Source organism: Promicromonospora soli, from assembly GCF_014653785.1.
Lineage (GTDB): Bacteria > Actinomycetota > Actinomycetes > Actinomycetales > Cellulomonadaceae > Promicromonospora > Promicromonospora soli.
This window is the reverse complement of record NZ_BNAS01000001.1, coordinates 779,782-802,411: the sequence shown is the minus strand read 5'-3', so window position 1 is coordinate 802,411 and position 22,630 is coordinate 779,782. Positions and strand designations below refer to the sequence as shown.

Genomic DNA, 22,630 nt, shown 5'->3' with positions numbered 1-22,630 from the left:
GCTCAGGTCTGGACGGATGCGGCGACAAGCCAGGCCGTGATCAGCACGATCACGACCATCAGCGACATCTCGCGGCCGGCGCTGCGGCGTAGCAGGTTGCCCGCCTTGTGGGCGCTGCGGACACTGGAGGGCCGCGCCGCGAGCCTGGGGACGACACGGAAGTGGTTGTACGCGCCGATCGCCCCGACGACCACGACGACGCCCACCTTGGCGAGCAGGAGGAGCCCCCAGTTGCTCTCCCAGAGCTGCGCCGGGCGGTCGAGGATCTCGACCGCGAGCACGATCCCGGCGGCGCCCACCACCGCGACGGACACGGCTGCGACGACGGAGAAGCGGGCGCCGACCAGCGCGGCGTCGAGGGCACGTCCGTCCCGGCGGCGGCTGTGCAGCAGGATCCCCATCGCGACGACGCCGCCCACCCACGTGGCCGCAGCCGCGAGGTGCGCGACGTCGGCGGTCACAACGACCCATCGGGGTTCGGCGGTGTTGCTGTGGCCGCTGAGAACGTGGCCGGCACCGACGAGCACGCTCCCGAGGATCGCGAGCCAGGAGCCGCGCAGGGTGTGCCTTGCCCCCGCCGCGATCGCAATGGCACCGGCGGCCTGGAGGCCGAGTGCCCAGCGCGCCGTGCTGGTGAGCGAGTCCGCGATCGAGGAGGGCGAGACCGCTGCGGCGACGTCTCCGTGCGCCATACGCACCGACCCGGCCGCGACGTGCACGACGAGGCCGGCCAGGATCAGCGCGCCCGTCCAGCGGACGGCCCGGAGCACGACCGGGACGTCCTCCTGGTCCCGGCCGCGAAGCACGAGGCCTGCGAATACCAGAGCGCCGCCGGCGACCAGCCCGCCCCAGAGGGACATCGCGCTGCCAAGCCGCGTGACCGCCGCCGCGACGGTGGTCACGGTGCTGTTCATCGCGGCCGCGTCATGGTCCATGCCGCCGTCTATGCCATCCATGTCATCCATGTTGTCGCCGGGGTCCGCCCCCGAGTGCGATTCGCCGTCGCCGGTCCTTCCCGGTCCCGTCGTCTCCCCACTACCGGCCGACGGCGCGGCGGCACCCTCGGCGGGTTCGGGCGGGGCGGGGCCCGCCCCGGTGACCTTGAAGGTGAAGGTGCCCTCCAGCGGATGACCGTCCCGCGCGGCGACGGTCCAGCTCACTGTGTATACGCCGGCGGTCAGTGGGTCGGCCGGCGTCGCGACGAGGACGAGGCCGACCTTGGCCGGGGCGACGTCGGCCGCGACGGCGCCCGCTGGGCCGTCGATGACGATCCCGTCGCCGAGCGAGGTCACCGGGAGAGTGAACCTCAGCGTGATCTCGCCGACCGGGCCGGCGGACGTCGAGCCGGCTGCGGGTGTCGACGACTCGAGCCGGGTGTGTGCGGTTGCGAACGGCGCGCACCACGTCGCGACCACGAGCGCCGCGAGCATGCCGACCACCGTCCGGGTCGAGACGCGCGCGATCCTGGAGGTTCGGTGCATGTCAGACCCCTTTACAGCCGGGGTGGTGCGCCGGCTCGTCGCCGGCGCACCACCCATCGGTCACATCGAGGTGAGCAGGTTCTCCATCGCTTCGATCTCTGCATTCTGCGTCTCGACGATGGTCTGCGCCAACGCATCGTGACCACGCCGATGATCACCGTCAGGATCATCAGCGCCGTTCAGGCGTCGCCCGGGATCGGCGACAGCCGAGCGAAGGAACGAGATCACGCGCACGCCACGGAGGCCATCGCAGCGCAGGTGCCCCGCGAAAACCACCCGCGGCCTGCTCGCGCACGGACGCCCCCGTCACCGGGACCTACTTGCCGGGTGACGCACCGACCAGCGCCTCCAGCGTCGCGTGTGCCCCGACCCGGTGCAGCGAGCCGAGCGTGTCGAGGTACGCCTCGACGAAGCGCGGCTCGTCCACCAGTGACCCGAACAGCGCCGGGTTACGCAGGAAGGCCACCGGGTCGTCCCGCTGCGACCGGGCAAGCGGGACGAGCTCGTCCGCGAGCCGGTCCACCACCTGGATCGGCTCGCCCTGCTCGTCCACCCCTTCGGCGTAGCGCGCCCAGCTCGCGATGATCGCGGCCGACCGGGCGATCTCGCCCCCCGAGCGGAGCTGCTCGCGCACCACCGGCACCAGCCACTTCGGGATGCGGTCCGACGTCTCCGCGCACAGCCTCGCCAGCGTGTCGCGCACGGCCGGGTTCCCGAACCGCTCCACCAGCGTCGTCTTGTACGCGTCCAGGTCGACGCCCGGCACCGGCCGCAGCGTCGGCGTCGCCTCACGGTCCATGAAGTCGCGTACGAACGCCGCCACCACCGGATCCGCCACCGCCTCGTGCGCGTACCGGTAGCCGCTCAGCCACCCGAAGTACGCGATCGCCTGGTGGCTCGCGTTGAGCAGCCGCAGCTTCATCAGCTCATAGGGCTCGACGTCCTCGACGAGCTGCACACCCGCGTCCTCGAACCGCGGCCGGCCCAGCGGGAACCGGTCCTCCAGCACCCACTGGAAGAACGGCTCGGCCACCACGGGCCAGCGGTCCTCGACGCCGAGGCGCTCGCGGACCAGGTCACGGTCCTCGTCGGTCGTCACGGGGGTGATGCGGTCCACCATCGAGCTGGGGAACGCGACGGCGTCGTGCACCCACGCGCCGAGCTCCGGGTCACGCAGGGCCGCGAAGGTCGAGAAGACGGTCCGGGCCTTCTCGCCGTTGCCCTGCACGTTGTCGCAAGACATCACGGTGAAGGGCGGCAGGTCGCGCGACCGGCGTCGGGCCAGGGCCTCCACGACGTAGCCGAACACCGTGGCCGGGACCGCGCCCGGACGGGCGTCGGCGACGACGGCGGGCGCCGTCACATCGAACTCGCCGGTGACCTGGTCGAAGTTGTAGCCGCCCTCCGTGATCGTCAGGGAGACGATCCGGGTCGCCGGGTCGGCGAGGCGCTCCAGCACGACCTCCGGGTCGTCCGGCGCGAACAGGTACTCCACGAGGCTGCCGACGACGCGGGCGTCCAGCCGTCCGTCCGGATGCTTGGTCACGAGGGTGTACAGACCGTCCTGCGCCTGCAGCGCGTCGCGCATCGCGGCGTCGCCCGGCAGCAGGCCGACGCCGCAGATGCCCCACTCGCGGGCCTCGCCGCGGCGCAGCAGCTCGTCGACCGCCAGCGCCTGGTGCGCGCGGTGGAAGCCGCCGACGCCGAGGTGGACGATGCCCACCCCGATTCCGGAGCGGTCGTACGGGGGCAGCTCGACGTCGAGCGGGGTGCCCACGAACGGAGCGCCCACGAGCGCGGTGCCGAGGTCCAGGGTCACTTGATAGCTCCCATCGCGAGGCCACGGACGAGCTGCTTCTGCGCGATCCACCCGGCGATCACGACCGGGACGATCGCGACGGTCGCCGCCGCGGACAGCACCGCGAGGAACTGGCCGCGGCCGTCGACGAAGCTCGTGAGGAACGGCGGCGTCGTACGTGCCACCTGGGCGGTCAGGAGGTTCGCGAGGAAGAACTCGTTCCACGCGAAGATGAAGCAGATGAGGCCGGCCGCTGCGATGCCCGGCATGACGATCGGCAGCACGACGCGGAAGATCTCGGTGCCCAGGCGGGCGCCGTCAAGCTGCGCCGCCTCGATGAGCTCGCGCGGCACCTCCGCGAGGAACGACCGCATCATCCACACCGCGATCGGCAGGTTCACGCCGATGTAGAGGATGGTCAGCCAGGTGATGTTGTCCAGGCCGCCCACGGACTGCAGGAGCAGGTACACCGGGATGATCGAGGCGGCCACCGGCATGAAGCGGGTCGAGATGAAGAAGAACAGGGCGTCGCGCACCTTGACGATCGGCCGGATGCTCAGCGCGTATGCGGCGGGCACCGCCAGCACGAGGACCAGGAGCGTCGACCCGACACTCGCACTGAGGGAGTTGATCAGGTACGGCAGCATGTCCCGGTCGAAGACCGCCTGAAAGCCGGACAGTGTGAGGTCGGGCGCGAACGTGGGCGGCATCGTGGCGGCCTGGCGCTCGGGCTTGAAGGCCGTGAACACCATCCACGCCACGGGGAAGAAGAAGGCGAGCACGAGCACCCAGGTGACCGCCGTCACCAGGGACCCGCGGAGGCGCGAGGTGGTCATCGTCCGAGTCCTTCCGTCGAGAAGACCTTGAAGAGCGTCCGCAGCGCGACCGTGGCGACGACGATCGTCACGAGCACGGTCATCACGCCGTACGCCGCGGCCTCGCCGACCTCCAGCCCGACGAACGCCCGCTCGTAGAGCAGGTAGGAGAGCGTCTTGGTGCCGCCGGTGCCGCGCGTCATGATCGCGATGGGGTCGAACACCTGGAGCAGCATGATCGAGGCCAGCAGCACCGCGATCTCGACGTACTGCCGCAGGTGCGGCAGCGTGATCCAGCCGAACGTGCGCAGCGGACCGGCGCCGTCCACGGCGGCCGCCTCGAGCACGTCCTTGTTCTGGGCCTGCAGGCCGGCCAGCAGGATCAGCATCGCGAACGGCGTGTACTGCCAGGTGAGCACCGCGATGATCGTGACGATCGGCACGTCGGTGTTCCAGGCGACGGGCGGGATGCCGACGAGCCCCAGAGCCCAGTTGGCCATCCCGGTGGTCGCGTCGAGGATCGACCACTTCCACACGAGGGCCGCCGCGGCGGGCATGACGAGGAACGGCGTGATCATCAGCGTCCGGGCCAGGCCCCGCCCGCGGAAGTTCCGGTCGAGGAGCACCGCGAACAGCAGGCCGAGCACGGTCGAGAGGACCACCGAGCTTCCGGTCACCGCGACGGTCGCCCCGAGCGACGACAGGAACGAGCCGTCGCGCAGCACGCTGACGTAGTTGTCGAGGCCGGCGAACCCCCGGTCACCCGGGCGCAGCAGGTTCCAGTTCTGCAGGGAGTAGAAGATCGTCACCACGAACGGGATCTGGGTGAGGACGATCGAGGTGGCCAGCGCCGGCCAGAGCATGGCGCGTGATACGGCGAGGCTGCTGCGCCGGGACTGCTTCGCGGCAGAGCCCGCCGAACGGGCGCGGCGCCTCGTCGTCGGGGCACTCATCAGAACGGTCATGTCGCCCTTCCTGGGGCTCGGGACGTCCCCGCGCGACGGCGGGGCGGGGCGCGGGGTGACCCCCGCGCCCCGGTCCGGCTTACTTCTGGGCGTCGCCCGCCTCCTGGGCGAGCTGCTGGGCACGTTCGAGCACGGGCGCGAGCTCACTACGTCCGGCGAAGACGTCGGCCAGATCCTGCGAGACCTGGTTCCCGAGGTCCGGGAACTCCGGGATCGTGACGTACTGGATGCCGGTCCACGGCTGCGGCGCCAGGCCCGGCTGCTCCGGGTTCACCGCGAGCATGATGTCGCGCGTGATCGGCGCGAAGGCCGCGGCGGCCTCCTGGTACTCGGGGATCTCGTAGGTCGAGTTCCGCGCGCCCGGGGGCACCCGGCTCCAGCCGAGCTCCGTGCCGACGAGCTGGTGGTACTCCTTGCTCGTCGCCCACTTCACGAACTCGACGGCCGCCTCGCGGTTCTGCGTCGTCTCGGGGATCGCGAGGTTCCAGGACCACAGCCACCCTGACTCCTCGGTCTTGACGACCGGGGCGTGCACGTAGCCCATCTTCCCGGCGACCTCCGACGACTCGGGGTCCTCGAGCAGGCCGGCGGCCACGGTGGCGTCCACCCACATGGCGGACCGGCCCTGGCTGACGGTGTTCAGGCACTCGGTGAACCCCGTGGACACGGGGTCGTCCTCGCCGGCGTCGCGCACCAGGTCCACGTAGAACTGCGTGGCCTCGGCGAACTCGGGGGAGTCGACCTGGGCGTTCCAGTCCTCGTCGTACCAGCTGCCGCCGAACGTCTGCACGACCGTCGTCAGCGGGGCGAACAGCTCGCCCCAGCCGGGCTTGCCACGCAGGCAGATGCCGTCGACGGCGTCCGAGTCGAGCTGGCGCGCGAAGTCCGCGACCTGCTGCCACGTCGGGTGCTCCGGCATCGTCAGGCCGGCCTCGTCGAACAGCTCCTTGTTGTACATCAGCATCGACGACTCGCCGTAGAACGGGACCGCGTAGAGCGAACCGTCGACGGCGAGGGCGTCCTTCACAGGCTCGAACAGATCGTCGACGTCGTAGTCGGCGTCGCCCTCGAGGTCTCCGGTGAGGTCGGTGAGCCAGCCGTTCTCCGCCCAGATCGGCACCTCGTAGGCGCCGACCGTGACGATGTCGTACTGCCCGCCGTCCGTGGCGACGTCCTTCGTGACGGCGTCGCGCAGGTCGTTCTCCTCCATCTGGATGAAGTTGACCTTGATGTCGGGGTGGTCCTTCTCGAACTCACCCTTCAGCTCCTCCATGTCCTTCATCTGCGGGTTGTTGACGGTCGCGAGCGTGAGCTCGACCGGCTCGCCGTCTCCCGCCGCGCCGCCACCACCACCTCCGCCACCAGCGCCGGCACAAGCGGTCAGCGCCAGGGCAAGCGCGGTGGCCGCGAGCCCGGCGGGCGCGGCCTTCCTGCGCGCAATCCTCGTGAGCTTCATTGCTTCGACCCTTCTCGTCACAGCGTCGTGAGATGCGTCCCGTTCGTGGGATGCGAATTCGCACATGCTTCGCCTGCGCGGGAGAAGGGGTCAATGACGGTATTTTTGAAACGGTCAGGGGGATGGTGGGAACGCACACGTCCGACGTCGCACACCGGGCCGGGCGACCCTGAAAGCCCGGACGGGGCGCGCGCTGAATCGGTCCACAACCGGGCACGAACTGGTGCCCCTGACGGGCCAATCGGTCATGCGAGGGAACGCTCGCCTCAGACCTGAACGATGTTTGCGCCGGCCGCGTGGAACGCGCGCGCACGGGCCGAACCGAGCTGCGTGCCGGTGATCATCGCCTCGAAGTCGTCCAGACCGGCGAAGCGGACGAAGCTGGTGACGCCGAACTTGTGGTGCGCCCCGATGAAGATCCGCCGCCTGCTCACCTCGATCGCGGCGGCCTTGACGCGCGCGACCGCCGGGTCCGGCGTGGTCAGGCCGTCCTCGATCGTGACGCCGTTCGAGCCGATCAGCCCAAGGTCGAGGCGGAACGTGCGGATCATGTCCACTGCCGTGCCGTCGACCACGCCGAGCGTCTTGCCGCGCACCCGCCCGCCGATCATGATGACCTGCACGTTCGACCTGGCCGACAGCTCGGTCGCGACCAGGAGCGAGGAGGTGAGCACCGTGAGCTCACGGTCCCGCGGCAGGGCCCGCGCTGCGAGCAGGGGCTGGAAACCCTCGTCGATGAAGATCGTCTGCGCCTCGCCCAGGTGGCGTGCGGCCTCCGCCGCGATCCGCGCCTTCTCCTCCGGGAAGCTCTGCCGGCGTGCCGACAGCGCCGTCTCGAACGAGCTCGTCTCGACGGGGAACGCGAGCCCGTAGCTCCGTCGCACCAGACCCTGCGCCTCCAGCTTGCGCAGCTCGCGGCGCACGGTCTCCTGCGAGACGGACAGCAGGCGGGCCGACTCGCTCACCTCGATCCGCCCGCGACGGCGCACGAGCGCGAGCAGCTCCTCGGTCCGCGACCCCTGCCGGGCGGCGTGCTCGGGTGCTGGGGACCCGGGGCCGGCGGATGCGTCGAACGCCATCGTCACGCTCCTGTTCTGCGGCTACCTGGTCCGAGTCTGCCGCGTGCCGCCTCATTCCGGAACTGCCCGCACCGCTCGACTGGCGACCTGCTCTGCCGGGGTGTACCGAATAGGGATGACTTCGCTGACGGACCGTGATGCCTGGAAGCCGACCGCGTACGCGCACAACGGTGACGTCGAGCTCGCCTACGACCGGTTCGAGCACGGCGGGGACACTCCTCTCCTGCTCATGATGGGCATGGCGATGTCCCGGTTCTGGTGGCCGGACGGGCTGTGTCACGCCTTCGCGGACGAGGGCTTCGACGTGGTCCGCTTCGACCAGCGCGACACAGGGGAGTCCACCCGGTTCGGCCGGTCCGAGCGGCACCGCTCGTGGACCGGTCTGCTCGGGACGGGCACCGCGCCCTACACCGCCGAGGAGGTTGTCGACGACGCCGCTGCCGTGCTCGACGCCGTCGGGTGGGAGCGTGCGGTGGTGTTCGGGCACTCCCTGGGGGGCGTGGTCGCGCAACGTGTCGCGCTACGTCATCCGCAGCGTGTGCTCGGTCTCGTCTCGTTCGATGCTCCGCCGAGCGACGCCTCCGGGCTGGGCACCCTGCGCTACCTGCGCTTCGGCCTGCTCGCGCGGCTCGCCACGAAGAAGTATCCAGATGGCCGGGAGGGCGACCTGGCCGCATCCTTAGCCGTCGCGAAGGGAATGGCGTCGCCGGCGAACCCCTGCGACGAGGTCGCGGCGCGCGCGCGGATCGAGCGCGGGCTCGACGCCGGGCCGCGCGACATGACGGCGCTGGGCCGCCAGCTCCGTGCCGAGTGGCACGGACCGCGGCTGCGCGACATCACCGCTCCGACGCTCGTGCTGCACGGCGAGGACGACCCCGTCATCAAGACGTCGGCGGCTCGCGCGACGGCGCGCGCTGTCCCGGGTGCGAAGCTGACGATCCTCTCCGGCATCGGCCACGACCTGCCGGCCGTGGCCTGGACGACGATCGCCGAGCAGACCCGGCGGTTGGTTGGGGCCTGACCCGGCTCGGCTCGGCGAAGTCGGTCCGCGAGCGGGGCCGCGCGCGGTCATCGGGGTGCCTCGTCGGCGAACGGGCTGCCGGAGCCGGGTGGCGCGTAGAGGGGCATCTCGCGCGCCTGGCTCACGAACCAGGGCGAGAAGGCCCAGGGTGCCGAGCGGAGTGCGCTGCCCAGCTCGCCGGGGCCGGCCCACCGGGCCTCCATGACCTCGAGCGGGTTCAGGTGCGGCTCCTCGTCGGTGACCGCGAGGAAGACGGGGCACACCTCGTTCTCCACGATCCCCGAGGCATCGGTGGCGCGATACCGGAAGTCCGGCAGCTCGGACCGAAGCTCACGCACGGACAGGCCGAGCTCGTGCCGGACGCGACGGACCACGGCGTCCTCGATCGGCTCGCCCGGCTGCGGGTGCCCGCAGCAGGAGTTGGTCCAGACTCCCGGCCACGCGCGCTTGCCCAGGGAGCGTCGGGTGACCAGCACCTGGCCCGCCGCGTTCAGCACATGGCACGAGAACGCCAGGTGCAGCGGCGTGCTCTTGGAGTGCACGACGTCCTTGCGCTCCGACCCGATCGGGTTGTGGTCCTCGTCCAGCAGGACGACGTCTTCGGTTGTCATGTGCCCTGTCCTCCTCGGTCGATTTCGCTAGCCTGGCTATATTCAACTTGGGGGGAAGCCGGCGGGGTGGTTCGTGAATCGTCAGAGCGGGTCGAGGCGAGCCCTGAGCAGGCAGAACTCGTTGCCTTCTGGATCGGCGAGCACGTGCCAGGGCTCCTCGCCGGTCTGACCGACGTCGGCGAGCACGGCCCCGGCCGCGAGGAGGCGTTCGAGCTCGGCGTCCTGGTCGCGGTCGGTGGCGTTGACGTCGATGTGCAGCCGGAGTCTCCCGATCCTCGGCTCGTCGCTGCGGCTGAGGATGATCGTCGGCTGCGGGCCGCCGAACCCTTCGCGCGGCCCGATCTCGAGGCCGTCCGGCTCGGTACCGAGCACCACGTAGTCCAGGACGTCGCACCAGAACCGTGCCAGCACCTCGGGGTCGTGGCACTTGAGCACGAGCTCGCTGATCCGGCTTGCCATGACGAAACCTGCTCTCGGCGTCGGGAGCTGCCGGGGTGGCCGGGACGGTCTCATGGCTCCCAGCAGTGGGAACTCTCGAGACGCTACCGAGCGACGCGTGCAGGGGCGAGGTGATTCGAGGCCTCACGCCCGCGCGATGACCGTCCATGCAGTTGCGGTCACCTCGAACGGCCCGTCAGGGAGCAGCTCGCGGCAGCGTGTCTCGACTGCCCGCCGAGCATCGGGCTCCAGCCCGGCGATGTAGTCCCCGACCAGCCCCACGCCGAGGGTGTACGGCTCCCACCACTCCGTGAAGTCGGCGTACCGCGACACGACGGTGAGCTCGTGGGATCGCAGGTCGTGGAGGCCGGCTTGCCGGAACAGGCCGGCGAGGTGCCCGTCGCCGGCGCCCGCGACTGCCGACTCGTCGACCATGCCCGGTTCGAGGTCCCGGGCGGCGCGCCAGAACGTGGACAACGGCGCTCTCCCGCCGCCGAAGTCCCAGACGCTCGCGGCGACCACGCCGCCCGGTCGGGCCACGCGCGCCATCTCCCGCAGCCCCGCCACGGGGTCGGTCATGAAGTGCACCACGAGCTGTGCGAGTGCCAGATCCACGGTGTCGTCGTCGAACGGCAGCGCCTCGGCCACGCCCTGGCGGACGTCGACGCCGGGGCACCGTCCGCGGGCCGCCTCGACGAACGGTTCGGAGGGATCGACTGCGACAACGGCGTCGGGCCCGAGCCGGCGTGACAGCCGCTCGGTCACCGCGCCCGGACCGCACCCGACGTCGAGCGCCCGCTGCCCGGAACGCGCGTCGACGAGGTCGACGAACCTGTCCGCCAGCGGCTCCGCGAACCTGCCCATGAACCGCGCGTAAGCGTCGGCCGCGACGTTGAAGGCCATGGCCCGACTCTAGGCCGCCGTCGCGCATCGGTCGTCCTGGGCTCCGTCAGGAGGCCCCCGGTGTCGCGAGGGCTTCCTCCAGGCGATCGACGAACGCGGCCTGCGCGCTCACGACGAGGCGTCGTGCGTCGTCCGGTACGAACCAGGCGACGCGGTCGATCTCGGGGATCTCGATGCGCCGTCCTGAACGCGGGGGCCACTCGATCTCGACCGTGTTGCCGGCGATCTGCTCGAGGTCGGGTCCCGCCTGGGGCCACTCGCGTGCCCAGGCGAGGACCCTCTTGCCCGCGCGCTGACGCACCTCGCCGAGCGCGAAGTCCGACGCCGACGACGACGGCAGCTCCATGCCGAGCTCCTCGCTGGCCTCGCGCAGAGCCGCGGCGTAAGGGTCCTCGCCGGGTTCGAGCTCGCCCTTGAGCAGGCTCCATGCACCCGCGTCCTTGCGTGCCCAGAACGGCCCGCCCATGTGGCCGAGCAGAACCTCGAGCCCGGCGCCGGGCAGCCGTCGGTAGGGCAGGAGGCCCGCACTCGTCGTCATGGGCCCAGTCTCGCGCGGTGACCCTCACTCTGGGCGCAGGTGCGCGATCGTGACGCGGTGCTCATCGGCCAACCGCTGGGCGATCAGCGAGCGGTGGCAAGCCTCTGGGTCACGCTCGACACAGAACAGCGCCGCGGTCCCACCACTCGACAGCGCCGACACGACCGGCGCGAGGTCGGCGCTGTCGAGGATCTCGGCGGTGTAGCGACGGGCGTACTCAGCAGCCAGCTCGCGGCGCGAGCGCCTGCCGACCCCTTGGCGGTCGTCCTCGGCGTACTGGAGCCGGCGTAGCTCGGTGGTGGGGGCGAGCTCGAGATGGTGCTCGTAGGCGATCCCGGCATCGGCCAGGGCCGCCTGCAGCCGGGTTGAGTTCGCCCAGGCGTACTCGGGTCCGCGGACACTTCGGCGCTGACGGACGTCGAGCAGCAGGCCGACGCCGGCGTCCCGCAGCCGTTGCAGGAAGGACTCGACGTCGAAGCCGTAGACGCCGATCGTCGCCATTCTGAGCATGAGAGATCACCCATCTGCTCGTTCCATTGTCGCGGTTGCCACCCGCTACCCGGACTCGTCCTGACGGTTTGACCGAGACCACACGCCGAACCACTGTTCGGCGCCGTATGCCTCAAGCCGCTCCAATTCGGTGAACCCCAGCCTCGCCACGCGCGAAAACCAGTGGAGCACCGTCGCTGTGCGCCACTACCGTGCTGCCGAACCAAGCAGTCGAGCCAAGGACGTGCCGTTGTACACCCTGTGAGACCTCCCGAGGCTGATTTGTCGCGCGTCGCGCATATGCGCCGCGCTCCCTTTTGCTGCGGACTTCTCACAGAGACCGGTGTACTTCTGTGCTCAAAAACTGGGTGGTGGTTCCCACCTGCCTGCCGCTCGTTCGCCGCCGTTGCCACGCGTGCGCGTCCGAGCGCTTCCGTGCAAGCGGTAAATTCCGCGTCAACGCAAACCACAAGCTCATCGACGCCTGGCTCCTCGCGCTCTGTATCGCTTGCGAGGAAACCGCAAAGCTCACCGTCCTGGAGCGGATGAATGTGCGCTCCATACGGCCTGAGCTCCTGGACCGGCTGCATGACAACGACCCTGGCCTGATAGTCGAGCTGCTCCAGGATCCGGCAGTCCAGCGCCGTAATCGCATCGTCCTCGACTGGGACAACGCCTGGCGCCTCGACACCGGCGGATCGGATTGCATGGACAGTGAGGTGATCGACGTCTCGGTCCACTTCGCCGCGCGCATCCCTGTACGGCCAGTGCGACTGATCGCTGAAGGCTGCGGTCTTTCACGGGGCGAGGTCGAGAGACTGATTGTGAAGGGGAAGCTCGTTTCGGCAGTCCGGCTGAGCGGCAAGCTCTCCGGCGACTTCACCTTCACGCTCAAGCGCTGAGCCCTCTCGGGGCCACGGGCCTGTCCGGCATGTTCGGCCGGACAGGCCCCGGCCTCAGCCCCTGTTGGGTCCTGCCGCTTGAAACGTCTCGTCGAGGAACTCGTACGCGGCGCTGCGGGCGGTCCGAGGGAAGTCGTGGCCGCCGGCTCGGATCTCGACGCGTGCGTGCCGGGTCCCACGTTGGTCGAGCCGGTCCCGGATGCTCGCGGCGCCGCGGCTCCATCGGTCGTCGTCAGTTGCGAGGATCAGGTATTGGCACTGGTGCGCCAGCGCGATGACGTCTTCGAGGTCATTCTCGGACGCGAAGTCGGGAACGACGAACTCCGCCTGGAAGCCGACGTCGCGCGCGAACGACTCCCGGTAGGGGACGCACCCGCAGTTGGAGACGGCGGCCCGGATGCGCTGGTCCCAGGCGGGTGCCCAGAGCGCGGCCCGGCCACCGTAGGAGTGGCCGATGAACCCGATGCGGTCGGGATCTGCCTCGGGCAGGGTCGTCGCGTAGTCCAGCGCGAGGCTGATCTCCTGCAGGCAGGTGGCCAGCAGGGTGCGGCCGACGACTATGCGGTTGGAGAGCTCGAACCAGGTGACGTTCTGTCCGTCGGTCCAGTTGCGGTCCTCGAAGCCGATCGCGTCTGGCGCGATGGTGACGAACCCGCGCTGGGCGAGCTCCGCCGCGTATGCCTGGTCCGGATCGCCGCGCAGGCCGCAGACCTCGCTCTTGCCGAGGTCGAACTGGCCGGCATGCTGGTGGTGGCAGAACACCAGCGGTGCGGTGCCGGTCAGCGCGTCGGGGACGCAGACGAAGGCAGAGGCTCTCCCGGCGGGGACGTCATACGACACGAGGCGGCGGACATAGCCGTCGCACGCCACTTCTTCCTCGACGGCCGGACGCAGCGGTCCGGGCTCGTCGACCGGCCCGAGGACCTGCCGCAACGACTCGCGCGTCATTCGGTCAATGGTCACGCCACATATCCTGCCGCGGACCCGACAGCGCCGACCGCGAGAACGACGAGGGCCTCGAAGGCCCAGTTCAACTGGGCCTTCGAGGCCTCCGGTTCCGTCAGCCCTGGTAGAGCCAGAGCCAGTTCCCGTCGGGGTCCGTGACGGCGGAGTTGCGGGGCATCCCCTGCGGCGAGCTGATCGGAACCGCTTCCGTTGCGCCCGCGCCGAGTGCACGCCGGTGAGCTTCGTCGAGGTCCTCGACGGTGAAGCCGATCGTGCCCCGGCCGGGGTTGTCGAACGCCTCTGGCTCCGACAGGACGAGCAGGAAGAAGCCGGGCTGACCGTAGGTGCCGAACTGGTAGCCGGTGAAGTCGGCGTCGTCGGTACGGCGGATCACGCCCTCGGAGAGCCCGAACGCCGCCGCGTAGAAGGCACGGGCTCGGTCCCTGTCGGCAACGGCAAGCTTGATCTGCACCGGCGCGGTACCGGTCACGGTGGTGGGCATGGGAACTCCTTCTGAGGCGTAGCGGGTCGACTGGGCGATCTGACGGTCAAGCTGCACCTGGCTTCGGACCAGCTGGTCAGCGTGAGCGGCGAGAACCTGCCGGGCCTCCGGGGAGTCCGGATCAGCGATGACGTCTCTGACCAGGTGGAGGGGCAGGTCCAGCCAGCGCAGGTCGCTGATGAGTCGGGCAGCAGGAAGCTGGCTGCGGTCGTAGCGCCGATAGCCCGTCTCCGGGTCGACGTCGGCAGGCGCGAGCAGCCCGACGGCGTCGTAGTGGCGCAGCGTGTGCACTGTCAGCCCCGCCAGCTTGGCGAACTGGCCGATCGACAGCAGTGTCTTTTCGCTCATGACACGAGTGTTCAGCCTCGGGTAGCCCGAGAGTCAAATTTCAGCGGGAGGCCTTGGCAAACGGGCCCCGCCGCGCGTCCACTTGCGGTGAAAAACAATGGATTTGAGCGCGTCGCGGGAGGGGGCTCGATTGGCGGAGAGTCCTGGATACGGTGATCCTGCTTGAGCAAGGGCTTTGCCACACTAGGAGGTCACGATGTCTCAGACTGCCGCGCCGGAGGTCAGCCCGAAGCTGATACTGCCGGCGTTTCTCTTGTGCTTTTTCCTCGGTGTACTTGGCGCTCACCGGTTCTATGTCGGGAAGGCCGGCACGGGTGTGGTGCAGATCCTGACGCTCGGGGGTCTAGGCGTGTGGGCGCTGGTCGATTGGATCATGATCATGACCGGCGCGTTTCGCGACAGCGAGGGGCGTGCTCTCAAGCAGTGGACCTGAAAACGACGAGGCCCCGAATCCCTAGTCTCAACTGGGGCTTCGGGGCCTCTGCCCGTTATTAGCGTGAGGCCTTACTGGATGTCGACCCAGTAGTTGTTGGTGTCGACGCGACCGTTGCCGTAGAAGACTTCGGTGCCGGCTTGGATGCTGGAGAGGTACTTGTCGCCGCTCAGCCATCCCCGCCAGATCAGGTCGCCCGTGAAGTCCCGCAGGTTGAGGTTCACCGAGCTCGTGTTCGACGTTCGGATGAACGAGAAGACGTTCCAGCCGACGCCGTTGCCCGCATTGATCCAGCCTCGGTACAGGTCCCAGCTGGCGCCGCCGATGTTGACGGTCGTCTGGTAGGTGCCGGCCGGTCCCGCCCCGCCGGCACGGTAGGGCCAGATCATGATCTCGTCGGTCGGGTTGTTCGACGAGCCGGGGTTGGACATCGGGTGCAGCCACAGGTCGTACGCGACGTTCATCGTCCCTGACTGGCTCACCGAGTAGTTCCAGGTGGTCGGGATGGAGCGGTAGTCGCCGACGCGCGTCGGAAGCTCGGTGCCCGGCCGCTGCCAGCCCCAGTGCCACCCGAGGACGACGCTGGAGTAGCTCTTGACCGAGTTGGTCTGGCCGCTCCAGTTCCAGGTGGTCCCCCAACCGACGGTGTCGCCGGACTGCCAGTTGTCCCACGAGCACTGCCAGCCCGAACCCGAGCCTGCACCCCAGAGATTGTTGTTCACGTAGTACTTGCCCATCGCGACCGTTCCGCCCGACGAGCAGGTCGAGGTGGCCTGTGCGGGTAGGACCCCGACGAGCGTTGAAGCCAGCGCGGCACTGATTACGATGGCCGCACCCCGGACAAGGCGTCTGATGAATGAACTTCGCTTCGTTGCGAGCATCATGTCTCCCTTCATCGAGCCCTGAGCCGTCGTTGGACCAGAGCCTCGATGTTTGCTGGGTAATCTTCCCAAACTATGATGCATCGGTACATTTCACCCGTCAATAGGTCGGATGATTCTGAGGTGGGGTGCCAGGGCGGGTGGTCGTGCGCCGTTTGACCCATAAACGGGCATTCTGTTCGAATGAACACGGCACGTGTTCGCTGTGTGGGATCGACGCGGGGGAGAAGTGCGATGAGGGCGGGGATCACGATCCTTCCGGAGTACCGCTGGGCCGAGGCGAAGCCGAGGTGGCAGGCGGCGGAGGCGTACGGCTTCGCCCACGCGTGGACGTTCGACCACCTGGGCTGGGGGCCGCTCGTCGGCGGCCCGTGGTTCGGCTCGGTTCCGACGTTGAGCGCGGCGGCGCTGGCGACGTCGCGGATCGAGCTGGGCTTCATGGTGGCGTCGCCGAACTTCCGGCACCCGGTGTCGTTCGCGCAGGACATCACGGCGCTGGACGACCTGTCGGGCGGCAGGTTGACGGTGGGCGTGGGTGCTGGCGGGGTGAGTGGCTACGACGTGGACGTCTTCGGCGGCACCACGAAGGCCGTGAGCCCGTCGAGGCGGTACAAGGAGTTCGTGGAGCTGCTCGACGAGCTGCTGACCAGGGACCGGGTCGACTACTCCGGCGAGTACTACACGGCTGTGGACGCCCGCAACGCCCCCGGCTGCGTCCAGCGTCCGCGCACCCCGTTCGTACTGGCCGCGAACGGTCCGAAGGCGTTGGCGCTGACCGCCCGGCACGGCCAGGGCTGGATCACCATCGGCACCGTCCACGACAGCCTGGACGGGTGGTGGAAGTCGCTGGCCGAGCTGTCGGCCCGGTTCGACGAGGCCCTGGCCGCCGAGTCCCGCGACCCTGCCACGGTCCGCCGCTTCCTCCAGACCGACGCCGCGCCGGTCTTCAGCCTGTCGAGCGTCGAGGTCTACCGCGACTTCCTGGGCCGTGCCGCGGAACTCGGTTTCACCGACGTCCTGGCGCCGTGGCCGCGGCGCGAGGGCCCGTTCGCGGGTGACGAGGCGGTCCTCGACGCCGTGGCCACGGATGTTCTGCCGACCCTGTCCTGACCCCGGCGCCCCGAGAACGGCAACAATGGCCGGCCACCGCCACGGTCACTTGTTCCACACAGGCAACCAAGCATCCAGGCGGTGGCCGCTCCACGTCCAGCGGTGATCAGCTATCTGCCGGCCGGCACGCCGTTACCGTCTGGTCCATTGCTGGTTGGCTTGTCCGTTGCCGCAGGTCCAGAGATGGACCTTCGTGCCGTTGCTGGTGCCAAAGCCCGAGGCGTCCAGGCACAGGCCGGACTGCACCCCGGTGATGGTGCCGTTGGCGTTGACGTTCCACTGCTGGTTGGCTTGTCCGTTGCAGTCCCAGATGACCACCCGGGTGCCGTTGCTGGTGCCCCGACCGTAGGCGTCCAGGCACTTGTTGCCGTACACCTTGAGCTCCTTGCCGGCGGTGTAGGTCCACCGCTGGTTGGAGCCACCCCAGCAGTCCCACAGCTGCGTGTCGGTGCCGTTTGCGGTGCCGACCCCGGTGACCTCGAGGCAGCGGCCGGACTGGGCGCCCACGATCTCGGTGCCGCTCGGGGTGCCGATGCTGCCGGGTACTGATCGCAGTGCGTTGTACCAGACCGCGGCCATCTTGTCGTAGCCAGCGGCGGTCGGGTGGACCCCGTCCTCCAGGTCGGCGGCGGTCAGGGCGCTGTGCATGTCGACCAGGTGCACGTTCTTGCCGGCGTTCACCTTGCTCTGCACGATGCCGGGGATCGCGGCGTTGTAGCTGTTGACCGCCGCGTCCCCTTCGCTCCACCCGAGCGGAATGATCTGCGCGACGAACACCTCGGCGTTCGGCGCCGTCGTGGTGATGCGGTCGATCAGCGCGGACAGCCGGTCCGGGGCGCCGGAGCTGTTGTCCTGCAGGACGTCGTTGGTGCCGATGTGCAGCAGCACGGTCTGCGGCTGGTAGGTGTTCAGCCAGCCGACGATGTTCGCGTCGATCTGGTCGATACGCCAGCCGGGGTGGCCTTCGTGATCGTGGTCGCCGAGACTTGCCGGCCCGTTGAACTGCGACCCGACGAAGTCGGTGGTGTACCCGGTGTTGGCGAGGCGCTGCCACAGGCCGATCCGGTATCCGCCGGGCGTCTGTGTGCCCTCGGTGATGGAGTCACCCAGCGGCATCACACGTATGCCGCCGTTGGACTCCGCGCTGGCGGGGCCGATCGGCGTCGTCACCATGGCCACCACAAGGCCCAGCGCCGCGATCGGTCCGAGCCACTTTGCTCTTGCTCGCATCATTTACTCCTGGCGTTCGTAGGAATCCTGCGCATTCCCGCCCGCGAGAGGGAATGCACATGTGAGCGCTAACATTTCGCGACGTAGTGGGCCACCGTCAAAGCCCGTCTTCGTCGCCCCGCAGTGCCAGCGACCCAGGTGCCGGTGGCACTCAGCATCGAGTGCAGCCGGCAAGCAGTCGCTGTGTGATGGTGAACTACCCGACAGACGAGCAACCCCACCAACGCCGTCGTTTCCGGTGTGGGGAATGCTCATGTCGAGTTACGCGAATCCTGGGTGATCGCTAACAACAAGTCAACCCCATGTTTGTGTCGCCGCCGACGGGGGATCCGAGGAGCTCGCAACCGAGAAGCGGGCCCAATCCCGGTCCGGATTCAGCCCGCTCCCCGGTTCAGCGTTAGACCTTGGATGGACCCGCCTAGTGGTTCTCGAGCAGTACCTTCACGTCCCACGGACCCAGTCGAAGCTGGGCGCCCGCCTCGTACTCGGTGTCGTCCAAGAGGTCCACTGCCGCGGCCGGAAGTTCGACCTCCGCCTCCTCCCAGGACCAGTTGTGCACGAACCGGACCGTCCGGCCCTCGGCCGAGGTGCCGCTGGTCGCCGTCACGCTCGGGTGGGCCGGGCGCCAGGCGTCCGCGGGAGCCATCCACGTGAACAGCGCTGCGCCGAAGGCGTCGTTGGGGATCGTGCCGACATAGGTGACCCGGCCCGACCCGTGCGCCTTCGTGGTGACGGCCGGGAAGCGGCCGTAGTGCGGGTGCACGTACTCGGCCAGCGCCTCCGCCCCGTCCAGGACCAGGCCGTCCGCCCACTTCGTCGCACCCGCGGTCGCGTTCAGCTCCAGGGGCGAATCCTTCGCGGGCCGAACCGCGATCTCGCCGCCAAGGTTGGCGAACTCGTCGTACCAGACCCCGGCCGCCTCGGTCAGGTGTGCGGGCTTGACTTCGAGGCGCGCCCGGGCCTCCTGGTCGCCGTAGCCGGTGCGCGGGCCGAGCACGAGGTGGCCGCCTGCGGCCGCATACCGATCGAACCAGTCGAGGAGGTCGTCGTCGGCCGCGTAGATCCCCGCCGCGACGAGCACCGGGAACTCCGCGACCGCCTCGACCGGGTCGCCGAGCTGCTCGGTGTGGACGATGCGCGTCTGGAGCCCGGCGTCGAAGGCCCCCTTGTAGAACGGTCCGGTGATCGACTGGAAGGACCCGTGGTCGGAGCTCCCGTCTGCGTTCGCGAGCGCCGGCTGCGCCGCGAGAGCCCACTCGCTCTCCTTCGAGTAGAGGACCGCGACATCGACATGGGGGACCAAGCCCTCGATGGCGGCGCCGGCCTTGCGGATCTCGGCCCCGAGCTTCGCGAGCTCGTGGTAGGCGCGGCCGGGCCGCTGGCTGTGGGGGAGGACCCCGCCCCAGTACGTCTCCGCTCCGAAGTGGAGGGTGTGCCAGTGCCAGTACTCGATCATCTTGGCGCCGCGCGAGATCAGGGCCCACCCGGCTTGGCGCCACTGCCCGTCGTATGCGGGCATGTTGTGCGACGGCTCTCCGATGGCCTGCGCGTTCGTCTCGGTAACCAGGAACGGCTCCTGCCGCGACCCGTACATCGAGTCCGCGGCATGGTAGAGCGCCCAGGTGCCCTCGAGCGTCCAGTGCGGGGTGGAGCTGGAGCGGTCGAAGGGCAGCGCGAGGTTGTCCTGCATGCGGTAGTACGGGTTTCCGGCGGTGACCGAGAGCTGATCGGCCACCGCGCGCTCGTCGATCCCGGGGCGGCCGTAGCAGATGCAGGTGGTCACGAACTGCTGCTCGCGGACGTACTCGCGCGCGATGTCGGCCTGCCAGCCGATGAACTCCGTGGTCTGCTCGGCCTGGAAGCGCCGCCACGCCTGCTCGTACTGCGGCTGCGCGTTCCCGTCGGGCCGCCAGAGGTCGGCCCAGGTGGACAGCCGGTGAGACCAGTACACCAGGCCCCATTCGCGGTTGAGCGTCTCCACGTCCCCGTACTCGTGCCGCAGGTGGTCCGTGAAGCGCTGGAACACGCCTTCGTTGTGGTAGAGCCGGACGCCGGGCTCGTTGTCGACCTGGATGCCGATCACCGCGGGATGATCGGCGTAGCGGGCCAGGATCTTGCGGATGACGCGCTCGGCGTGGAACCGGAACGCGGGGTGGGTGTAGTCGACCTCCTGCCGCGCGCCCCAGCCGACGCGCTGCCCGGTCTGGTGGTCGGCGGCGATCTCGGGGTACAGGCGCGCGAGCCACGGCGGCACCGCATACGTCGGGGTGCCGAGGACCACGGCGATCCCGTGTTCGAGCGCGCCGTCCAGGACCGGCTGGAGCCAGTCGACGTCGAAGCGGCCGTTCTCGGGTTCCCAGGTGCTCCAGACGGACTCGCCGACGCGGATGACGGAGAAGCCCGCCTCGACCATGAGGTCGAGGTCTTCCTCCAGTCGATGCTTCGCGCTCTCGGCGTCGAAGCCGCCGAGGACGGCGGGCTGGTACTCGTAGTAGTAGGCGGCGCCGAAGAGGATCGGGTTCGGCCAGTTTGACATGCGGGCTTCCTTTCAACGGTCGTTGGTGATCGGATGCGGCGGTTCGAGGAGGCGTCCCGGGGAGGACGGCGAAGATCCGGGCGCTCGGCCTCGACGGTACTCCCGGGCTAATGGTTCGAAGCGCTTCGACGAGAGAACCTCCTCTCGGCGCCCGAGGATATCTGTACCGGTTCACCCAGTTCGTTACGCCAACTTAGGGGTTGCGCACATTTGCACCAAAGCCCTACTTTGTTGAAGCGCTTCGAGGGAGTGGCCCCGTCGAAGCGGATGTTGGGCCGGCCACGATCTGCCGAGCGATGTCGCTCATCACCCCAGCGCGCTCGACGAGGAGCCCACCGCCCTCACCGAGCGCCACCCGTGCGCGAAGAAGGGCATACCGTGAAGAGACCCCCTTGGAAGAAGCTCGCCGCCCTGGCGGCCGGGCTGGCACTGGCGGCGAGCGTCGCTGCCCCCGCCGGTGCGCAGACGGCAACCGAGTCCGCCGAGCAGACGCCGGCGGAGGCGATCGTCGCGGCCATGCAGCCCGGCTGGAACCTCGGCAACACGCTCGACGCCATGTGCTGCAGCCCCGGCGCCGACGAGACCGCGTGGGGCAACCCGCGCGTCGACGACACCTTCTTCGAGGACATCAAGGCCGAAGGCTTCAACTCGGTCCGCATCCCCGTCAGCTGGGGCAACCACACCGGTCCGGCGCCCGACTACACGGTCGAGCCCGCGACCATGGCACGCGTGCAACAGATCGTCGACTACGCCCTCGAGGCGGACCTCTACGTCATGATCAACACGCACCACGACTCGTGGCAGTGGATCACGAACCTGGTGCAGCCCGAGAAGCACGACGCGGTCATGGCTCAGTACAGCGCCACCTGGACCCAGATCGCGGACACCTTCAAGGACTACCCGCAGGAGCTGGTGTTCGAGCCGGTCAACGAGGTGGGCTTCGACGAGACCTGGTCCCCTGGGACGGAGAAGGACCATGAGGGCATGGCGGAGCTGAACAGCTCCTTCCATGAGATCGTGCGCAACTCCGGCGGCAACAACGCAGACCGCCTCCTGGTCCTGCCGACGCTCCACACCGGGTCCGACCCGGGCGACATGAACGCCCTCGCTGCCGAGATCGAGGCGCTCGACGACCCGATGCTGGCGGCCACCACGCACAACTACGGCTTCTGGCCCTTCAGTGTCAACGTCGCCGGATACCCGTCCTACAACCAAGAGGTCCAGAACTTCTTGGCGGAAGACTTCCAGCGACAGGTCGACACCTTCGTCTCCCAGGGTGTTCCGGTCATCATCGGCGAGTACAGCCTGCACGACAACTACGAGAACAGGGTCGAGCGCGGCGAGGCGCTGAAGTTCTTCGAGCACTTCGGCTACCTGGCCCGCACCTCGGGCATTACGACCATGTGGTGGGACAACGGAAGGCACTTCGACCGCTACAAGCGTGAGTGGCGCGACCAGGAGCAGTTCGACTACATCTCCACGGCCTGGAGCACCCGCTCCGGCACCGCCTCTTCGGACAACGTGTTCGTCGACGCCTCGGACAAGATCCAGGACAAGTCGGTCACGTTGAACCTCAACGGCCTCGAGTTCAAGGCTCTTCGGTTCGGGAACACCACGCTGAAGCCCCAGCGGGAGTACACGCTGGACGGCACCACCCTGACGATCAAGGCGAAGGTGGTGGAACGCATCCTCGGCGACCGGGAGGTCGGGACCAGCGCGCAGCTGAAGGTGCACTTCTCCGCCGGCATGCCGTGGAAGCTCAACTTCATCAGCTCCGAGGACCCGGCAGTCGAGGACGTCTCGGGCACCAACGAGTCGCTGCTGATCCCGGCGGCGTTCAACGGCGACCGGCTGGCCACGATGGAGTCCGTCTACGCCGATGGCAGCGGGGCGGGGCACCACTCCTGGACGACCTTCCCGGAGTTCTGGGAGGACTTCCGGCCGGATTACGAGGGCGGGACCATCAAGCTGACCAAGCGGTACCTCGACAGCCTCAAGGACGGCGAGCCCGTGTCCCTGACGTTCCACTTCTGGAGCGGCCAGACGCTGGAGTACACGGTGACCCGCAACGGCACGGCCGTCACCGGCACCGCTGTCACCGGCACGGCCTGACATACGTAGACCTTCGGGGGCGGCGCCAACGCGCCGC

General features: G+C 69.1%; 22 protein-coding genes. 5 read left to right on the top strand and 17 right to left on the bottom strand.

The window, feature by feature from the left end; genetic code table 11:
- Nucleotides 1-2 precede the first annotated feature (2 nt).
- The 7 genes from IE250_RS03650 to IE250_RS03620 all read right to left on the bottom strand — a co-directional run bounded on the left by IE250_RS03650 (nt 3) and on the right by IE250_RS03620 (nt 7,594).
- On the bottom strand, nt 3-1,481 hold the full coding sequence (locus IE250_RS03650; protein ID WP_189667870.1) for a copper resistance CopC/CopD family protein: 1,479 nt from the start codon (nt 1,479-1,481) through the stop codon (nt 3-5).
- A 60-nt stretch (nt 1,482-1,541) separates the two neighbouring features.
- Entirely contained in the window at nt 1,542-1,715 is a 174-nt protein-coding gene (locus tag IE250_RS03645; protein ID WP_189667869.1) for a hypothetical protein, read from the bottom strand.
- A gap of 82 nt (nt 1,716-1,797) precedes the next feature.
- Nucleotides 1,798-3,300 carry a mannitol dehydrogenase family protein gene (locus IE250_RS03640; protein WP_229872104.1) on the bottom strand — a complete coding sequence of 501 codons (1,503 nt, stop codon included), beginning with the start codon at nt 3,298-3,300 and terminating at the stop codon, nt 1,798-1,800.
- Nucleotides 3,297-4,115: a carbohydrate ABC transporter permease gene (locus IE250_RS03635; RefSeq protein ID WP_189667868.1), complete on the bottom strand. Its 819-nt coding sequence runs from the start codon at nt 4,113-4,115 to the stop codon at nt 3,297-3,299. Before IE250_RS03635 ends, IE250_RS03640 begins: the two co-directional genes overlap by 4 nt.
- Entirely contained in the window at nt 4,112-5,059 is a 948-nt protein-coding gene (locus IE250_RS03630; RefSeq protein WP_189667867.1) for a carbohydrate ABC transporter permease, read from the bottom strand. Before IE250_RS03630 ends, IE250_RS03635 begins: the two co-directional genes overlap by 4 nt.
- 79 nt (nt 5,060-5,138) lie before the next feature.
- Nucleotides 5,139-6,515: an ABC transporter substrate-binding protein gene (locus IE250_RS03625; protein ID WP_189667866.1), complete on the bottom strand. Its 1,377-nt coding sequence runs from the start codon at nt 6,513-6,515 to the stop codon at nt 5,139-5,141.
- Between the two features lie 266 nt (nt 6,516-6,781).
- The gene (locus tag IE250_RS03620; protein ID WP_229872103.1) at nt 6,782-7,594 is read right to left on the bottom strand and encodes a DeoR/GlpR family DNA-binding transcription regulator; all 813 of its coding nucleotides are present in this window, start codon (nt 7,592-7,594) and stop codon (nt 6,782-6,784) included.
- Between the two features lie 115 nt (nt 7,595-7,709).
- Between IE250_RS03620 and IE250_RS03615 the strand changes: the two genes are divergently transcribed.
- Nucleotides 7,710-8,615: an alpha/beta fold hydrolase gene (locus IE250_RS03615; protein WP_189667865.1), complete on the top strand. Its 906-nt coding sequence runs from the start codon at nt 7,710-7,712 to the stop codon at nt 8,613-8,615.
- A gap of 47 nt (nt 8,616-8,662) precedes the next feature.
- On the opposite strand, the gene idi is transcribed toward IE250_RS03615, so the two are convergent.
- The 5 genes from idi to IE250_RS03590 all read right to left on the bottom strand — a co-directional run bounded on the left by idi (nt 8,663) and on the right by IE250_RS03590 (nt 11,615).
- The gene (gene idi / locus IE250_RS03610; protein ID WP_189667864.1) at nt 8,663-9,226 is read right to left on the bottom strand and encodes an isopentenyl-diphosphate Delta-isomerase; all 564 of its coding nucleotides are present in this window, start codon (nt 9,224-9,226) and stop codon (nt 8,663-8,665) included.
- An 81-nt stretch (nt 9,227-9,307) separates the two neighbouring features.
- Nucleotides 9,308-9,685 (bottom strand): VOC family protein, encoded by a 378-nt coding sequence (locus tag IE250_RS03605; protein WP_189667863.1) that lies wholly within the window; start codon nt 9,683-9,685, stop codon nt 9,308-9,310.
- Between the two features lie 123 nt (nt 9,686-9,808).
- Nucleotides 9,809-10,567 carry a class I SAM-dependent methyltransferase gene (locus IE250_RS03600; RefSeq protein ID WP_189667862.1) on the bottom strand — a complete coding sequence of 253 codons (759 nt, stop codon included), beginning with the start codon at nt 10,565-10,567 and terminating at the stop codon, nt 9,809-9,811.
- Between the two features lie 46 nt (nt 10,568-10,613).
- Nucleotides 10,614-11,105: an NUDIX hydrolase gene (locus IE250_RS03595; RefSeq protein WP_189667861.1), complete on the bottom strand. Its 492-nt coding sequence runs from the start codon at nt 11,103-11,105 to the stop codon at nt 10,614-10,616.
- A 24-nt stretch (nt 11,106-11,129) separates the two neighbouring features.
- Nucleotides 11,130-11,615, bottom strand: coding sequence for a DUF488 domain-containing protein (locus IE250_RS03590; RefSeq protein ID WP_189667860.1), 486 nt, complete (start codon nt 11,613-11,615; stop codon nt 11,130-11,132).
- Between the two features lie 332 nt (nt 11,616-11,947).
- Between IE250_RS03590 and IE250_RS03585 the strand changes: the two genes are divergently transcribed.
- The gene (locus IE250_RS03585) at nt 11,948-12,496 is read left to right on the top strand and encodes a DUF1062 domain-containing protein (protein ID WP_189667859.1); all 549 of its coding nucleotides are present in this window, start codon (nt 11,948-11,950) and stop codon (nt 12,494-12,496) included.
- A 54-nt stretch (nt 12,497-12,550) separates the two neighbouring features.
- Here IE250_RS03585 and IE250_RS03580 read toward each other — a convergent pair whose 3' ends face one another.
- Nucleotides 12,551-13,459 carry a dienelactone hydrolase family protein gene (locus IE250_RS03580; protein WP_189667858.1) on the bottom strand — a complete coding sequence of 303 codons (909 nt, stop codon included), beginning with the start codon at nt 13,457-13,459 and terminating at the stop codon, nt 12,551-12,553.
- 97 nt (nt 13,460-13,556) lie between these two features.
- Entirely contained in the window at nt 13,557-14,291 is a 735-nt protein-coding gene (locus IE250_RS03575) for a MerR family transcriptional regulator (RefSeq protein WP_189667857.1), read from the bottom strand.
- A 196-nt stretch (nt 14,292-14,487) separates the two neighbouring features.
- On the opposite strand from IE250_RS03575, the gene IE250_RS03570 reads away from it, so the two are divergent.
- Nucleotides 14,488-14,724 carry a TM2 domain-containing protein gene (locus IE250_RS03570; RefSeq protein ID WP_189667856.1) on the top strand — a complete coding sequence of 79 codons (237 nt, stop codon included), beginning with the start codon at nt 14,488-14,490 and terminating at the stop codon, nt 14,722-14,724.
- A gap of 71 nt (nt 14,725-14,795) precedes the next feature.
- Here the strand turns inward: IE250_RS03570 and IE250_RS03565 are convergent, their stop codons facing one another.
- Nucleotides 14,796-15,461 carry a GH12 family glycosyl hydrolase domain-containing protein gene (locus tag IE250_RS03565; RefSeq protein ID WP_229872102.1) on the bottom strand — a complete coding sequence of 222 codons (666 nt, stop codon included), beginning with the start codon at nt 15,459-15,461 and terminating at the stop codon, nt 14,796-14,798.
- A 378-nt stretch (nt 15,462-15,839) separates the two neighbouring features.
- Here IE250_RS03565 and IE250_RS03560 point away from each other — a divergent pair, with 378 nt between their 5' ends.
- Nucleotides 15,840-16,715 (top strand): LLM class flavin-dependent oxidoreductase, encoded by an 876-nt coding sequence (locus IE250_RS03560; RefSeq protein ID WP_189667854.1) that lies wholly within the window; start codon nt 15,840-15,842, stop codon nt 16,713-16,715.
- A 132-nt stretch (nt 16,716-16,847) separates the two neighbouring features.
- On the opposite strand, the gene IE250_RS03555 is transcribed toward IE250_RS03560, so the two are convergent.
- Together IE250_RS03555 and IE250_RS03550 are read right to left on the bottom strand one after the other, a co-directional pair.
- The gene (locus IE250_RS03555) at nt 16,848-17,945 is read right to left on the bottom strand and encodes an RICIN domain-containing protein (protein ID WP_189667853.1); all 1,098 of its coding nucleotides are present in this window, start codon (nt 17,943-17,945) and stop codon (nt 16,848-16,850) included.
- Nucleotides 17,946-18,363: 418 nt separating this feature from the next.
- A complete protein-coding gene (locus IE250_RS03550; RefSeq protein WP_189667852.1) occupies nt 18,364-20,481 on the bottom strand; it encodes a beta-galactosidase in 2,118 nt (705 codons plus the stop codon).
- A 378-nt stretch (nt 20,482-20,859) separates the two neighbouring features.
- Here IE250_RS03550 and IE250_RS03545 point away from each other — a divergent pair, with 378 nt between their 5' ends.
- Nucleotides 20,860-22,593 (top strand): cellulase family glycosylhydrolase, encoded by a 1,734-nt coding sequence (locus IE250_RS03545; RefSeq protein ID WP_229872101.1) that lies wholly within the window; start codon nt 20,860-20,862, stop codon nt 22,591-22,593.
- Nucleotides 22,594-22,630 lie beyond the last annotated feature (37 nt).

Excerpts from the sequence above, each read along its gene's own strand:
- IE250_RS03630 (WP_189667867.1), bottom strand. The coding sequence starts at position 5,059 with ATGACCGTTCTGATGAGTGCCCCGACGACGAGGCGCCGCGCCCGTTCG.
- IE250_RS03570 (WP_189667856.1), top strand. The coding sequence starts at position 14,488 with ATGTCTCAGACTGCCGCGCCGGAGGTCAGCCCGAAGCTGATACTGCCG.
- IE250_RS03615 (WP_189667865.1), top strand. The coding sequence starts at position 7,710 with ATGACTTCGCTGACGGACCGTGATGCCTGGAAGCCGACCGCGTACGCG.
- IE250_RS03565 (WP_229872102.1), bottom strand. The coding sequence starts at position 15,461 with ATGGGCAAGTACTACGTGAACAACAATCTCTGGGGTGCAGGCTCGGGT.
- IE250_RS03560 (WP_189667854.1), top strand. The coding sequence starts at position 15,840 with ATGAGGGCGGGGATCACGATCCTTCCGGAGTACCGCTGGGCCGAGGCG.
- IE250_RS03550 (WP_189667852.1), bottom strand. The coding sequence starts at position 20,481 with ATGTCAAACTGGCCGAACCCGATCCTCTTCGGCGCCGCCTACTACTAC.
- IE250_RS03635 (WP_189667868.1), bottom strand. The coding sequence starts at position 4,115 with ATGACCACCTCGCGCCTCCGCGGGTCCCTGGTGACGGCGGTCACCTGG.
- IE250_RS03555 (WP_189667853.1), bottom strand. The coding sequence starts at position 17,945 with ATGCGAGCAAGAGCAAAGTGGCTCGGACCGATCGCGGCGCTGGGCCTT.
- IE250_RS03650 (WP_189667870.1), bottom strand. The coding sequence starts at position 1,481 with ATGCACCGAACCTCCAGGATCGCGCGCGTCTCGACCCGGACGGTGGTC.
- IE250_RS03600 (WP_189667862.1), bottom strand. The coding sequence starts at position 10,567 with ATGGCCTTCAACGTCGCGGCCGACGCTTACGCGCGGTTCATGGGCAGG.
- IE250_RS03605 (WP_189667863.1), bottom strand. The coding sequence starts at position 9,685 with ATGGCAAGCCGGATCAGCGAGCTCGTGCTCAAGTGCCACGACCCCGAG.
- IE250_RS03620 (WP_229872103.1), bottom strand. The coding sequence starts at position 7,594 with ATGGCGTTCGACGCATCCGCCGGCCCCGGGTCCCCAGCACCCGAGCAC.
- IE250_RS03625 (WP_189667866.1), bottom strand. The coding sequence starts at position 6,515 with ATGAAGCTCACGAGGATTGCGCGCAGGAAGGCCGCGCCCGCCGGGCTC.
- IE250_RS03595 (WP_189667861.1), bottom strand. The coding sequence starts at position 11,105 with ATGACGACGAGTGCGGGCCTCCTGCCCTACCGACGGCTGCCCGGCGCC.
- IE250_RS03575 (WP_189667857.1), bottom strand. The coding sequence starts at position 14,291 with ATGAGCGAAAAGACACTGCTGTCGATCGGCCAGTTCGCCAAGCTGGCG.
- idi (WP_189667864.1), bottom strand. The coding sequence starts at position 9,226 with ATGACAACCGAAGACGTCGTCCTGCTGGACGAGGACCACAACCCGATC.
- IE250_RS03590 (WP_189667860.1), bottom strand. The coding sequence starts at position 11,615 with ATGCTCAGAATGGCGACGATCGGCGTCTACGGCTTCGACGTCGAGTCC.